The organism is Citrobacter sp. A316, assembly GCF_002042945.1.
Classification (GTDB): domain Bacteria; phylum Pseudomonadota; class Gammaproteobacteria; order Enterobacterales; family Enterobacteriaceae; genus Citrobacter; species Citrobacter portucalensis.
Genome location: NZ_MVFZ01000017.1, coordinates 55805 through 67821 on the forward strand (window position 1 = coordinate 55805; position 12017 = coordinate 67821).

The 12017-nt window shown below is 52.3% G+C and carries 20 protein-coding genes; 2 read left to right on the forward strand and 18 right to left on the reverse strand.

The features are described 5' to 3' along the window. Positions 1–17 precede the first annotated feature (17 nt). The 11 genes from BZK41_RS19390 to BZK41_RS19440 form a co-directional block, all read right to left on the reverse strand. Positions 18–464: a phage virion morphogenesis protein gene (locus tag BZK41_RS19390; protein WP_079939209.1), complete on the reverse strand. Its 447-nt coding sequence runs from the start codon at positions 462–464 to the stop codon at positions 18–20. Then, a complete protein-coding gene (locus BZK41_RS19395; RefSeq protein ID WP_079939210.1) occupies positions 457–888 on the reverse strand; it encodes a phage tail protein in 432 nt (143 codons plus the stop codon). The genes BZK41_RS19390 and BZK41_RS19395 overlap by 8 nt, the downstream gene beginning before the upstream one ends. After that, positions 851–1099 carry an Rz1-like lysis system protein LysC gene (lysC, locus tag BZK41_RS27415; RefSeq protein WP_253193778.1) on the reverse strand — a complete coding sequence of 83 codons (249 nt, stop codon included), beginning with the start codon at positions 1097–1099 and terminating at the stop codon, positions 851–853. The genes BZK41_RS19395 and lysC overlap by 38 nt, the downstream gene beginning before the upstream one ends. After that, positions 984–1412, reverse strand: a complete 429-nt coding sequence (lysB, locus tag BZK41_RS27580; RefSeq protein ID WP_079939212.1) for an Rz-like lysis system protein LysB — start codon at positions 1410–1412, stop codon at positions 984–986. Before lysB ends, lysC begins: the two co-directional genes overlap by 116 nt. After that, positions 1409–1924, reverse strand: coding sequence for a lysozyme (locus tag BZK41_RS19410; RefSeq protein WP_079939213.1), 516 nt, complete (start codon positions 1922–1924; stop codon positions 1409–1411). The genes lysB and BZK41_RS19410 overlap by 4 nt, the downstream gene beginning before the upstream one ends. Further along, complete coding sequence (locus tag BZK41_RS19415) at positions 1905–2120, reverse strand: HP1 family phage holin (protein WP_079939214.1); 216 nt, start codon at positions 2118–2120, stop codon at positions 1905–1907. The genes BZK41_RS19410 and BZK41_RS19415 overlap by 20 nt, the downstream gene beginning before the upstream one ends. A 3-nt stretch (positions 2121–2123) precedes the next feature. Continuing rightward, complete coding sequence (locus BZK41_RS19420) at positions 2124–2327, reverse strand: tail protein X (protein WP_079939215.1); 204 nt, start codon at positions 2325–2327, stop codon at positions 2124–2126. Next, positions 2327–2791: a head completion/stabilization protein gene (locus BZK41_RS19425; RefSeq protein WP_079939216.1), complete on the reverse strand. Its 465-nt coding sequence runs from the start codon at positions 2789–2791 to the stop codon at positions 2327–2329. Before BZK41_RS19425 ends, BZK41_RS19420 begins: the two co-directional genes overlap by 1 nt. Before the next feature lie 93 nt (positions 2792–2884). Beyond that, entirely contained in the window at positions 2885–3535 is a 651-nt protein-coding gene (gene gpM / locus BZK41_RS19430; RefSeq protein WP_079939217.1) for a phage terminase small subunit, read from the reverse strand. Positions 3536–3538: 3 nt separating this feature from the next. Beyond that, entirely contained in the window at positions 3539–4636 is a 1098-nt protein-coding gene (locus BZK41_RS19435) for a phage major capsid protein, P2 family (RefSeq protein ID WP_079939218.1), read from the reverse strand. 16 nt (positions 4637–4652) lie between these two features. Next, positions 4653–5486 (reverse strand): GPO family capsid scaffolding protein, encoded by an 834-nt coding sequence (locus tag BZK41_RS19440; protein WP_079939219.1) that lies wholly within the window; start codon positions 5484–5486, stop codon positions 4653–4655. A 142-nt stretch (positions 5487–5628) separates the two neighbouring features. On the opposite strand from BZK41_RS19440, the gene BZK41_RS19445 reads away from it, so the two are divergent. Further along, positions 5629–7395: a terminase ATPase subunit family protein gene (locus tag BZK41_RS19445; RefSeq protein ID WP_079939220.1), complete on the forward strand. Its 1767-nt coding sequence runs from the start codon at positions 5629–5631 to the stop codon at positions 7393–7395. Continuing rightward, a complete protein-coding gene (locus BZK41_RS19450) occupies positions 7395–8435 on the forward strand; it encodes a phage portal protein (RefSeq protein ID WP_079939221.1) in 1041 nt (346 codons plus the stop codon). The genes BZK41_RS19445 and BZK41_RS19450 overlap by 1 nt, the downstream gene beginning before the upstream one ends. 37 nt (positions 8436–8472) lie before the next feature. Here the strand turns inward: BZK41_RS19450 and BZK41_RS19455 are convergent, their stop codons facing one another. From BZK41_RS19455 to BZK41_RS19480, 7 genes are all read right to left on the reverse strand, one after another. Next, positions 8473–9321 carry a hypothetical protein gene (locus tag BZK41_RS19455; protein WP_079939222.1) on the reverse strand — a complete coding sequence of 283 codons (849 nt, stop codon included), beginning with the start codon at positions 9319–9321 and terminating at the stop codon, positions 8473–8475. Positions 9322–9330: 9 nt separating this feature from the next. Next, on the reverse strand, positions 9331–9993 hold the full coding sequence (locus tag BZK41_RS27040) for an XRE family transcriptional regulator (RefSeq protein ID WP_139762629.1): 663 nt from the start codon (positions 9991–9993) through the stop codon (positions 9331–9333). Positions 9994–10012: 19 nt separating this feature from the next. Next, positions 10013–10822: a TIGR04255 family protein gene (locus BZK41_RS19465; protein ID WP_079939224.1), complete on the reverse strand. Its 810-nt coding sequence runs from the start codon at positions 10820–10822 to the stop codon at positions 10013–10015. Between the two features lie 117 nt (positions 10823–10939). Further along, entirely contained in the window at positions 10940–11089 is a 150-nt protein-coding gene (locus BZK41_RS27300; protein ID WP_172313238.1) for a hypothetical protein, read from the reverse strand. A 27-nt stretch (positions 11090–11116) separates the two neighbouring features. Next, on the reverse strand, positions 11117–11377 hold the full coding sequence (locus tag BZK41_RS19470; RefSeq protein ID WP_019077493.1) for a hypothetical protein: 261 nt from the start codon (positions 11375–11377) through the stop codon (positions 11117–11119). Positions 11378–11450: 73 nt separating this feature from the next. After that, complete coding sequence (locus tag BZK41_RS19475; protein WP_019077494.1) at positions 11451–11684, reverse strand: DinI family protein; 234 nt, start codon at positions 11682–11684, stop codon at positions 11451–11453. An 11-nt stretch (positions 11685–11695) separates the two neighbouring features. Continuing rightward, entirely contained in the window at positions 11696–11884 is a 189-nt protein-coding gene (locus tag BZK41_RS19480) for a hypothetical protein (protein ID WP_001154444.1), read from the reverse strand. Positions 11885–12017: the final 133 nt, after the last annotated feature.

The window sequence follows — 12017 nt, forward strand, 5'->3', positions numbered from 1 at the left end:
AGAATTGCCTGACCTACTTACTTGGTAAGCCATCTTAGTATTAAATCTCGGGTCGACACTTCCACTTCATCGCTGATACCCAGCAGGTGGCGCTCTGCGTAGCGGACCTCCGGGCCTTTTCGGCTGACGCGATCACGCAGGCCGTAATGATGCACCCGTGCAATTCGCTGCACCTTGCCCTCAAACTGCACGCTGGCGGAGTCCGCACTGGCTGAGGTTTTCAGGTATTTTGTGGTGCGGAGTTTGGCGAACATCTGCCGCTTGATGCGGCCCTTCTTTGTTCGGGCTGTTACCCGGCGCGGCTCATAGCCGCTGCCGTCAGGGTTACGCTGCAGCCTGATGTTCTGCTGCTGCGTCCGGCGCAGCTGTTGCGCCAGTTGCCGCATCATACGGCTGCGTGCTGCAGGCTCCAGATTTGCCAGCAGCGCTGTCAGCCACTCATCCACTTTATGCAGATTATCCACGTTTCACCGTCCACATTTCTTCTGGCTCGTCGGGTTCCGGCTCAGCCTCGACCGTTGATATACCGCCGTCAGTGCTGACCAGTACGCGCTCCGTCAGTTGTAGGTTCAGACTGATATCGCACACGTCGTTGCGCAGAATATCCACCTCAAAGGTGAACAGTTTTTCGCGCAGCTCCGGGTTGTTGATGGCGTCCGGCTGGTTTTCTCTGAGCCACAGCAACACGGGAGCCATCAGTAGATTCTGGTCGCCGCTGAAATCCTCGATCACCACGTTCAGAGTGTAGCGGTATTCCCATGACATAGAGCTGGCACCGGTTGCCACCAGTGAGCCGTTATCAACGAAAAGGTGCAGCTTATCCGGGTTGTTGCGGACATACGCCACCGATTTATTCAGGGCGCTGCGCAGGGACTGTGGTTTGTTCACTGTTTCGCTCCTGACACGCAACTATCATGTCGACTTTGTCAGCACAGGCCGCCCAGGCGGCCTCTGTTTCATCCAGCACCGCATTCAGATCACCGTTACTGCGCGGCGATGAACTTTCCAGGCGGCACTGCGTCACTCTGGGACAGCCATTCACGGTAAGCTGCACCTCCGGCAAGGGCCGGACGTTCGCGCAGCCTGATAATGTCAGCAGGCAAAGGAGCGTCAACCCAGCGGCGCAAACTCTCGTTTTCACGTTTCAGTTCCTCGATCCGGTGCTGGCGATTTCGCAATAGTGTGGTGGTCTTTTCTGCTGCCGCATAAAGCCGCGTCTGCTCCCGGCTGTTGGTTTCGGTCAGAATAGACAGGCCGATCAGCTGACTGTTTTTCTTCGCCAGCTCCTGCCCTTTCGTTTCCAGCTCACGTCTCTGTGTCTCGATAGTATGACTGGCATTGTTAAGCCGCCACGACTGCCAGCCCAGCGCAGCAATAGCCAGCGCCAGCCCTACCACCAGTGCGCGCGTCACGCTCCAGTTCCTTTCAGACACCAGGCCAGTTCCCGCGCGCGGCGGTTCTCCAGACCTTTATTTTTCACACCGTTAACGTAAATCCAGCGCGGTAGCTGGTTGCATGCCTGCCACCACTGCTGACTATTGATATATGACACCATGGTTGACCTGCAGATCGCGCCGGTCCCCACATTGAAACCAATACTCACCAGCGCATCGTAGACATGCTGCGGGGGCTTAACCGTCAGGCAGGCATCCAGCTTTTTCTCAGTCAGCAGCACATTGTTTATTAACCCCTGTGCCGCCTGTCGTTCCGTGATAGCTTTCCCCGGCACCACCCCGGATGTATTGCCAATCCCGTCAGTCCAGACACCTGCGCTGCACTGATACGGCTGCAGGCGGCATCCTTCGTAATCGGCAATCAGTTTCAGTCCTTCAACGGAAGTTTTGAGCGACTGAAAACCGGGCAGCGTGGCGGCGATAGCCAGCACAGCCCCGACAAGGCAGCGCTTAACGATTGAAGGATTCATACTCCCCCCGTGAAATTTTGCCATCGCGCAGCAACCTGAAAGACTGGTGTTTGTAGTACCAGTTGATAGCCAGCATCAGCACACCAATCAGCACGCCGCCAACCGTTGATGCATCCTTGAGCGACAGATCGCCAAGCAATGCCAGCAGCACGGCGATGCAGTAAGTAATAAAGGCGCTGATTCGTTCAAGCGTCATAATTCAGTCCCATAGCTGGACGGTCTGCACCGTGGTTGACGCCGTAATGTCCGGCAGTTCCACCTGCAGCCCGTGCGGTAAAAATGGGCCGTACTCTGCCAGCCCCGGATTTGCCTTCAGAACCTGCTCAGTGACCCCCTGCGTGCGCCCGTAATGACGCCAGCAAAGCGCGTCCACCGTGTCATACTGATGCGCACGCACTTTCATCAGATAAGCTCCACCGTACAGTGCGGCGCATCCTGCACCCGGCTGATGGCCCAGCGGGCATCACGCCACAGATCACCGCTGGCCTCCGCCAGCTCCTCCCCCCGTTTCACACCTGACGCCGTGGCGTCAAAATCCTGATAACGTTCATTGAGTACGGCACGCGTCCAGCAAAAAACGGCGTTATGGTAGTGCCGGATACGCTCGCTTTTACCGTCCAGCATGTCCGTCGGAACCTCAGCCAGTGCCCGGTAGCCCAGCAGTTGCTGGCGGTTACGGAAGTCGTACAGCTCAGCGTTAACCTCAGAAATAGCCGTCAGCACAACCTGCTTTAAACGCGGCTGCGTCACCGTGCCGTCAGTACGCATCACACTGCGAAATTCCGACAGGTCCACATCAGGCCAGAACGGCGTATTTTTGATGACCTCCGCCTGTTCCGGTGCCTGTTCGGGCGCAACAAACTTCATGCGGCTTTCTCCTGAATAAGTGGGCGGTGGACGGAATTTTGATATGGTAGTGCCTTTCGCCATCCCGTGCCGCCCGTGCGCGGGGCACGTTCGTTAGCGGCTGTCATTGCGCAGTCTGCGCTCCAGCTGCTGCTTTTCTTTTTTCACACCGCAGCGGGGATCAAGCTGCAGCGCATGGGTAAGGTGATTCAGGGCAGACGCCGGGTTGCTTTCGCTCAGAACAGCGCCGATGGCTTTATGCAGGCGCGCCCGCGACTGGTCCGGCATATCCAGATCAGTGGTCAGGTCCAGCGTCTGCAGAAGCAGATCGGCATCAAAACCGGCAGCGGCAAGCAGAGCGCTTTGCGCCGCGTCTGCCATTTCTTCTGCCAGCACGGTCTGCACGTTACGATTGCCCAGCGGCATCACCCAGCCATGGCGCAGCGCATGACGCCCGATTTCGATCGCACCGGCATAATCACCGGCGTCGATACGCCACAGCATCACGTACATCAGCACGTCATCCTGCTGCGCACCTCCGGCAGCCAGCACCCCCTCCGCCCAGGCGGAATATTTCGGCAGCAGCTCCACCTTGATTTCCGCCTTTTTCACCGTGGACTGGATGCCTTTAAGCCGGCGGCGATCTTCTGCCAGTTGCAGCAGCATCAGGTCATAACCCGACGCATGGCGAACACTGCCGCCTTCACGGGCGGCCTGTTCGGCCTGAATGCGCAGGCGGTGCTGCCGTGCGGGACTCAGGCTCATGCGTTACTCTCCGTTTCCTGATTCTGCGGCTGCTGCAGGTGCGGCTGGCGGGGTGAAGTCACCTATTACGATGTTTTCCACCAGTGCAGCGCAGCGGTAGTCCTCGACCACATACGCCTCGTTGACGGATTCAAAGTTTTCAATCCGGTCACGTTTCGGGTTGTCGATGACAGAACGGCGGCGGGTGTCTACCTGCCAGTAGATGGACAGGTTATCCAGTCGGGTGATCAGCAGCGCATTTGCCGGGAAGTAAGGCGCACGAACCGCCTGCAGACCGCCCATGCGCTTCTGGCTGATGATCAGATCGGCGGCAATTTTTTCGCTGTTGTCCTGGTCTTTGTTAACCAGCGGGAAATACTTGTCAGACAGCAGTTCACGTCCGCAGACCACCACCAGATCGTCATCATCCTGATAAACCACGTCGATCAGTTCATTGACCGCATCCATCACCAGCGCGTCCAGATTTTCGTAGCCTCCCTCATCCAGTTTTGAGGCTCCTTTACCCACTTTCACCGCGCCTTTGGTGGTTACGCCATCTTTGGTGGTACTGCCCATGACGCTATCCGGTGCATCTTCACGGATTTTCTGTAGCCAGCCCTTATTGACGTCCTGCAGAAGTGGATTTTCAGTACGGTTAGACGTTTTGGCGCGGGCCAGCCCGTTAAAGCCGATCATGATACGGTCCAGCGCCTGACGCTTGATGATGGCGTTACGGATACGCACCTGGAAGTCCTGGAATTTCGCCCACAAGTCCAGTTTTGCGTAGGTCAGCACCGTATCAAAGTTGGTCTGCTCGCATTTGTATTCCACGTCCTCCATCACCATTGGATCGGTCGGCTCACGATCCTGCTTGGTCGTATCCGTTGTCCCGGCAACAGTGCTGCCCACGCCCAGCCCCAGCAACTGACCTGACTGCTCATCGACGGGGGAAATGTTAATGAGCGTCAGGAATGCGGCGGACTGCTGGATCTCATCTTCCAGCGTCTGTTGCACGGACGGCTCCACGGTAAACTTGCTGGACAGTTCCTCAACTTCAACACCGTTCAGGCGCGCCAGTTGCTGCAGGTAAGCGTTAAAGGCAAATTTGGTATTCTTTTTCATCGGGTTTTATGCTCCATCAGCAATTGGTCAGGGTGCCTGCCGGTGCGTCACCGCCCGGCGCGCGCTGGCGGTAATCCTTGCGGCTGTCTTCGCGGCTCAGCTGCTGCTGTAACTCGGCAAAGGCGGTCTGCTGTTCTTGCAGGGAGGACTCCAGCTCAGAAAGGCGCTGGTCCTGTTCGGACAGGGATTTGTCAGTGCGCTCGCTCAGGATCTGCTGCTCAGTAGCGACCAGCTCCACGGCTTTATGCACATCAGAGAATCGCGCATCGTCGGTCTGCTCTTTTTTGGTGAACAGCGCGGTGACGCGGGCAAAGAGGGACGGCTTTTCGTCCTGGGCTTCTTCCAGTTCGATCAGCGTTTCAACCGCTTCCGAAAACAGGTTTTCAGGATTCTGCTTACGGTTTGCCAGCGGGTTATGTGCGGCACTGGCGCTGAAAGCCAGCATTTCGGTGCCAAGGCTCGCAGGATCGTCCGTCGCACCCAGCCCCACAAGGTAGGCTTTGCCGGTGTCGGCAAACTTCGTGCTGACCTCCATGGAGGTGAAAAGCTTCTGGCCTTTTTTCACCAGTTCCACCAGGGCGTCAGTGGGTTCGATATCGGCATAAAGTGCCATCTTGCCCGCCAGTGGGCCGTCCTGGATTTCTTCTGCAACCAGCCCCGTCACCCTGCCATAGCGGTTAAACGTGCTGTCCGGCAGATAAGACTTGATGTGCTCCAGGTTAATCAGCGCGGTATAGACCGTCGGGTTATAGCTGGCAGCCATCTGTACCAGCCATTCACGCTGGATCTCGCGCCCGTCAGTGGTGGCACCTTCCACCCCAATACGGAAACGCTTTGCTTTCACTGTCATGAGCCATGCTCCGTTAGAAATAACTTACTGGAGCCTTATGTTTGCGGTGATGGGGGGAGTGAGACAACGCGCTGTATTTGTACGGTAAACCACACAAACCGCAGCCGGGGAAAGCCGCCATCCAAGGCCGTATGTTTGGGTCATGAACACGACACTGACCCCCGCAGACCTCGATCCCCGTCGGCAGGCCATGCTGCTGTACTTTCAGGGATACCGCGTAGCCCGCATTGCTGAAATGCTGGGCGAAAAAGTTGCAACCGTTCACAGCTGGAAGAAGCGCGACAAGTGGGGCGACTATGGGCCGCTTGATCAGATGCAGCTCACCACCGCCGCACGTTACTGCCAGCTCATCATGAAGGAGCAGAAAGAAGGGAAAGACTTCAAGGAAATTGACCTGCTGGCGCGCCAGTCAGAGCGCCATGCCCGGATCGGAAAATTTAACGATGGCGGGAATGAAGCTGATTTAAACCCGAAAGTTGCCAACCGTAACAAAGGGCCACGCCGCCAGCCCGAAAAGAATGTTTTCACTGATGAACAGGCCGAAAAGCTGGAAGAAATCTTCCGCAACGGCATGTTTGAATATCAGCGCCACTGGTGGCAGGCAGGCGTAAAACACCGCATTCGCAATCTGCTCAAGTCACGCCAGATTGGGGCAACATACTTTTTTGCCCGCGAAGCGCTGATTGATGCCATCACCACCGGGCGCAACCAGATTTTCCTTTCAGCCAGTAAGGCGCAGGCGCACGTCTTTAAGCAGTACATCATCGACTTTGCAAAAGAGGTGGATGTTGAGCTGAAAGGCGACCCGATGACGCTCAGCAATGGCGCGTGCCTGTACTTTCTCGGCACCAACGCCCGCACGGCGCAGAGCTACCACGGCAACCTGTATCTTGATGAATATTTCTGGATACCGAAATTCCAGGAGCTGCGCAAGGTTGCCTCCGGCATGGCCATTCACAAGAAATGGCGACAAACCTACTTTTCCACGCCGTCCAGCCTGACCCACAGCGCCTATCCGTTCTGGTCCGGCGCGCTGTTTAACCGGGGCCGTGCCAAAGCGGACAAGGTGGATATTGACCTGACCCACAGCAACCTTGCGCACGGCCTGCTCTGCCCTGACGGGCAGTATCGCCAGATCGTCACCGTAGAGGATGCGGTGCGCGGCGGCTGTAACCTGTTCGATCTCGACCAGCTGCGCATGGAGTACAGCCCGGACGAATACCAGAACCTGCTGATGTGCGAATTTATTGACGATCTGGCGTCAGTATTCCCGCTCAGCGAGCTGCAGGCGTGCATGGTGGACAGCTGGGAAGTCTGGACCGATTTTCAGGCGCTGGCGCTGCGCCCGTTTGGCTGGAGAGATGTCTGGATCGGATACGACCCGGCGAAAGGTACGCAGAACGGTGACAGCGCAGGCTGCGTGGTTATGGCCCCGCCCACTGTACCGGGCGGGAAGTTCCGCATTCTGGAGCGTCATCAGTGGCGCGGAATGGACTTCCGCGCCCAGGCGGACGCCATCAAAAAACTGACGCAGCAGTACAACGTGACCTATATCGGCATCGACTCGACCGGCGTCGGTCACGGTGTTTATGAGAACGTAAAAGCGTTCTTTCCTGCCGTGCGGGAGTTTGTCTACAACCCCAACGTTAAAAACGCCCTGGTGCTCAAGGCGTACGACATTATCAGCCACCGCCGTCTGGAGTTTGACGCCGGGCACACCGACATTGCGCAGTCCTTTATGGCTATCCGCCGCGCCACCACCGCCAGCGGCAACCGCCCCACTTATGAAGCCAGCCGCAGCGAAGAAGCCAGCCACGCAGATTTGGCCTGGGCAACGATGCACGCACTGTTTAACGAACCGCTGCAGGGCGAATCCGCCAATACCAGCAATATTGTGGAGATTTTTTGATGAGTGAACCCGAAGCCTTAACCAGCACAACGCCAACAGAAGGTATGGCGCCTAAAAATGCAGGCGTAACTGCTGAGGCATTCAGCTTTGGCGATCCGATTCCGGTGCTGGACCGCCGCGAGCTACTGGATTACGTGGAGTGCGTGCAGATGGACAGATGGTATGAGCCGCCAGTCAGTTTTGATGGGCTGGCTCGCACCTACCGTGCCGCCGTGCACCACAGCTCACCGATTGCCGTTAAACGCAATATTCTGACCAGCACCTTTATCCCGCATCCACTCCTGAGCCAGCAAGCATTCAGCCGCTTCGTGCAGGATTATCTTGTTTTTGGTAACGCTTATCTGGAGAAGCGCACCAACCGCCTTGGCGGTATTCTGTCGCTGGAGCCGTCGCTGGCGAAATACACCCGGCGTGGCGTGGATCTGGATACCTACTGGTTTGTGCAGTACGGCATGGCAACACAACCGTATGAGTTCACCAAAGGTAGTATCTTTCACCTGATGGAACCTGATTTAAACCAGGAGATTTACGGCCTGCCGGAATATCTATCAGCCATCCCCTCAGCCCTGCTAAACGAGTCTGCCACGCTGTTTCGCCGCAAGTATTACATCAACGGCAGCCATGCAGGGTTCATCATGTACATGACCGACGCCGCGCAGAATCAGGAGGACGTGAACAATATCCGCCAGGCAATGAAAAGCGCCAAAGGCCCAGGCAATTTCCGCAACCTGTTTATGTATTCGCCCAACGGAAAAAAGGACGGCATCCAGATCATCCCGCTGTCAGAGGTCGCAGCAAAAGATGAGTTTCTGAACATCAAGAACGTTAGCCGCGATGACATGATGGCAGCGCACCGCGTGCCACCGCAGATGATGGGAATTATGCCGAGCAACGTTGGTGGGTTTGGAGACGTGGAAAAAGCTAGTCGAGTATTCGTTCGTAATGAATTGATTCCACTTCAAAAAAGATTAATGGAATTAAATGAATGGCTTAATGACGAAATTATTCGTTTTGACGAATATAAATTAGGCGATGCTTGATTAAAGCCTGTTTAAACTGGCTGTCGAAACAGTCAGTTTAAACACCGGCACCAATGAAATCGCCATATGAATCTTCTTCAAGGCTGATGTATTCCACCCTCCATTGATCCATCCGCCTCAATGCATACAGGGAGAAATGAGTATCGGCAACAGCAATGCACGTATTCAATTCTATAAGCTCTGAATGTCCCAAGATTGGATCACCATAAAACTTATAAAACAATGCCTTTAGATCAGAACAGGTTTGTTCAGCCGCCACTCTGGCATCGGGGCCACCTTCAGTTGCATCATAAACAACATTGATAGAAAGCTCATATGGTATGCCTTCCTCAAGATCGTTAAATCTTTCTTCGCCCAAATCGAAAAAAACTCCGATCAAATGCTCTGCGTTTGTGGCGATAATGTCCGCAACTTCTTTTTCGAAAATAAATTTTTTATCCTCGTCGTAAGCCCGCAAGCGCTCTTCAAACGAGTTAGGAAACGCAGGACGACCATACTTAGCTGCTAACCATTGCTTAAGAGCTTGTTTCTCTTCTGTACTAATGGTGAATGCCGGATCGTTTTCCTCACAATGGAAAGCTTCTTTAGGAATGATGGCTTTTCTTTCATGCCGAAGCTCTACTGCGTTCTTCTTAGCACTTTCTGGGTTTTCAAAACATAGATCGAGGATTCTCGGATGCTTAGCCCTTTTCATCTTGCTTGACCCCTTTTTCAAGGGGCCAAACATAAGTTCCACGTTTTTTTCTGAATTACTCTGTAAATCACAATCATGCGTTATAACTACAACTTTATGGTTCGTTTCATCAGGCTTCAGAAGTCCAAGTGAAACGGCATCATCATGTTTAAGAACATGCCCCTGACGCCATGATGTTCCTCGTACCAACATAAATGTGATTTATTCCTCTACTGTTCCAGGAATTGAAATAGATGACTTCCAATCATCTGTCGGTTTCGCCTTGCTTGCTAAGTAATTGGCCGATTCAGCTGCTGCATTCATCGCTTTAGCTTCATCAATCAATACCTGAACTGGCTTGTTCCAAGACTCACCTTCTTTTACTAAGTCCATCAACGACTTACCATTGAATGCTTTCATTTTCACCAATAGCTTCGCATCATTGAGTCCAGCTTTGGAAAAAGAGTCAGCAACATTACTGAGGTTGGTAATGAATTGCACTTTTGAAGCATCATCAGGCTGGTTCTCCCCTGACAACCATTTATAGAGAGCCTGCCGAGTTATCCCCAAATCCTTAGCCAGTTCTGACATTGATGGAGACAGCACTTCTCGAATATTAGCCAAATGTTGGGCAACATTCCTGACATCAACCTCAGGAGAAATTGCAGGCGTGTACGTTGACTCTATAGAATCAAATGCAAACTGAACCCTTGGCTGAACATACTGACGCCATTGCTTATAAGCATTTACAGGGTATGAAGCCCCCGTACCAACTAATAGTAAAGATGCGGCGACAGCAACAACACCTGATACACATGAGCTTGACTGCGAATCTGGAGTATACCGATCTACAGAGCCTATGCTTCCGGTAGGAATTGCATACATTTTAGTCACCTCCGTTGTTTCAGTGCCATTTAGCACGGGCAAAATCTGAAACCATGCCTTCAAATGCTTCTTTAACTTTACTATGCAACGAAAGAATCTGTTTTTCAATTAACTGCAAATCAGTTGACATGTTGCCTTCAACATAATGATCTGTATCAATTATTGCGTGCATACGAAACTCTGTGTTACTAAATCTCGGCAGCGGCAGTAAACCATTAGGAATCATATCTGGCGGAAAACCTAGCTGACCATTCATCTTATGTATGCGTGAAACCATAAATCCATTAGAAATCAATGGCTCAACACATGTCTGATATACAGACTCTTGTATGGACTGTATTGGCGTCCATCCGAAATCAACACCATGAAGTTCCTTTACAAGATACTGCTCAATTGTTTCGCTTTTCTCAGGAAACACAGCATCCAAATATCGAAGCCCAATCCGGCTTACCAACGATGGCTTAGCAAATTCAAGAACTTTGCTCAGACCAAGTATCAATGATGAAATGAAAGGTACATGGTTATCATAATCTGTTGTATGGAACGTAATGAAATCGTTGCCTAAAACAAAACCAGACTTTCTATCCGCATCAATCATCAACCAACTTGTCACAGGTTCAAATGAATGTACCGGTGGCTCATTGGGGTTTTTAATTTCAAATTTCAGCTGAGTTGTATTGGAAACTTCAAATAAAGGAAATCCTTCAACTCTTAGCGCATCTTGTATGTCTGGAACATACTTACTCATTGCAGCTACTGGAGTAAACTTTACTTGCACCAATGCGTAGTAAACGGGCGCATTGGACATACGTTCGCTGTTAGTACTCATGCCGCCCTCCTTGAAGTTGTTTCATCTCATATCTCTCTATCTCACTAACTGTAGTTTACACATAGGTTGACACTTTCTCCATCATTAAGTTCACTATGACATCAATAGCCAAAACTGTTACATAATCGCTTCGGCGCGCGCTCGTATCCCCGCCACGCCTGCCCGCTTTATGTAGTGGTTTTCATGCACCTGCATGAAACAGGCAAAAGCCCGCCAGTTCTGGCGGGCCTCAGCATAAACGATCCTTAAACGATCATGCGTTTTCATGCGGCATAGTCATGCACTACGACGAAATCAGTCAAACAGAGAATAATTTGCATCAAATTCATGACTTGTGGCTTCGACTTTCGTAATAACTATCAAGTAACCAAGTCCATCAGATAAAGACACCGGATACTCCAGCTCAAGCCAGAAACAGTCATCATAAGTTCTTCCCATCCAGTATCCGCCGCCGCACTCTTTTGGGCGTTGAAAGAAAACCCACTGACCGGGAATGATTGTTTCCAGCGTTTGACCGCGATATACAATTTGATACTTGTTGTCTTTAGACCCCATAGCTAACGCCTCGCATAGCTCGTTGTTCAACCTTGCGAGCGCCAGAACTACGTTCTGCCTCTCACAACGTTATCTAATGTAACCAGCTGTCGTCCTCCCAGACCTGCTGCATAATTTCCATCACTCGCTTTTTGTCTTCATCCAGTTTTAACCCGCTCAGTTCAACACCATTGGCACTGCCCTTACGGATACGAATTGCTGTTTTGGGATACAGAGGGCGCAAATTACGGTAAAGCTCGGATTCAAGGGCTTCCAGTGTGGCCTGGCTAATCTTCTGCTCTTTATCGATCATTATTTCAATGCGCATACAGATTCCCTTTAACTGGTAACGTCCATTGACCGGCTGTATTCATGGCTGCGAATTTTCGCCATCAACTCGTCTGTCAGTTCGGACACCCACTGGATAGCCAGCCGCTTTTCTTCGTCGCTGCACTCACTAGCCGCTACAAGCTTGATAAAAAAATCAATACGCTGGAGCTTCAATGACTCCAAAAGATAGTCCTGCATCTTCCCTCCTATCATTACACGGATACACAAATACTGTATATATATCCACTGTTTATATAAACAGTATAGTAGGAAAGAAAAAATGTAAAACTCTTTTTTGTCAGTTAATTGGATGTACTGATGTCGGTCAATA

What these genes read in the sequence shown, in the direction of transcription:
- BZK41_RS19410 (WP_079939213.1), bottom strand. Translation starts at nt 1,924, where the DNA reads ATGAATCCTTCAATCGTTAAGCGCTGCCTTGTCGGGGCTGTGCTGGCT.
- BZK41_RS19415 (WP_079939214.1), bottom strand. Translation starts at nt 2,120, where the DNA reads ATGACGCTTGAACGAATCAGCGCCTTTATTACTTACTGCATCGCCGTG.
- BZK41_RS19420 (WP_079939215.1), bottom strand. Translation starts at nt 2,327, where the DNA reads ATGAAAGTGCGTGCGCATCAGTATGACACGGTGGACGCGCTTTGCTGG.
- BZK41_RS19425 (WP_079939216.1), bottom strand. Translation starts at nt 2,791, where the DNA reads ATGAAGTTTGTTGCGCCCGAACAGGCACCGGAACAGGCGGAGGTCATC.
- gpM (WP_079939217.1), bottom strand. Translation starts at nt 3,535, where the DNA reads ATGAGCCTGAGTCCCGCACGGCAGCACCGCCTGCGCATTCAGGCCGAA.
- BZK41_RS19435 (WP_079939218.1), bottom strand. Translation starts at nt 4,636, where the DNA reads ATGAAAAAGAATACCAAATTTGCCTTTAACGCTTACCTGCAGCAACTG.
- BZK41_RS19440 (WP_079939219.1), bottom strand. Translation starts at nt 5,486, where the DNA reads ATGACAGTGAAAGCAAAGCGTTTCCGTATTGGGGTGGAAGGTGCCACC.
- BZK41_RS19445 (WP_079939220.1), top strand. Translation starts at nt 5,629, where the DNA reads ATGAACACGACACTGACCCCCGCAGACCTCGATCCCCGTCGGCAGGCC.
- BZK41_RS19450 (WP_079939221.1), top strand. Translation starts at nt 7,395, where the DNA reads ATGAGTGAACCCGAAGCCTTAACCAGCACAACGCCAACAGAAGGTATG.
- BZK41_RS19455 (WP_079939222.1), bottom strand. Translation starts at nt 9,321, where the DNA reads ATGTTGGTACGAGGAACATCATGGCGTCAGGGGCATGTTCTTAAACAT.
- BZK41_RS27040 (WP_139762629.1), bottom strand. Translation starts at nt 9,993, where the DNA reads ATGTATGCAATTCCTACCGGAAGCATAGGCTCTGTAGATCGGTATACT.
- BZK41_RS19465 (WP_079939224.1), bottom strand. Translation starts at nt 10,822, where the DNA reads ATGAGTACTAACAGCGAACGTATGTCCAATGCGCCCGTTTACTACGCA.
- BZK41_RS27300 (WP_172313238.1), bottom strand. Translation starts at nt 11,089, where the DNA reads ATGAAAACGCATGATCGTTTAAGGATCGTTTATGCTGAGGCCCGCCAG.
- BZK41_RS19470 (WP_019077493.1), bottom strand. Translation starts at nt 11,377, where the DNA reads ATGGGGTCTAAAGACAACAAGTATCAAATTGTATATCGCGGTCAAACG.
- BZK41_RS19475 (WP_019077494.1), bottom strand. Translation starts at nt 11,684, where the DNA reads ATGCGCATTGAAATAATGATCGATAAAGAGCAGAAGATTAGCCAGGCC.
- BZK41_RS19480 (WP_001154444.1), bottom strand. Translation starts at nt 11,884, where the DNA reads ATGCAGGACTATCTTTTGGAGTCATTGAAGCTCCAGCGTATTGATTTT.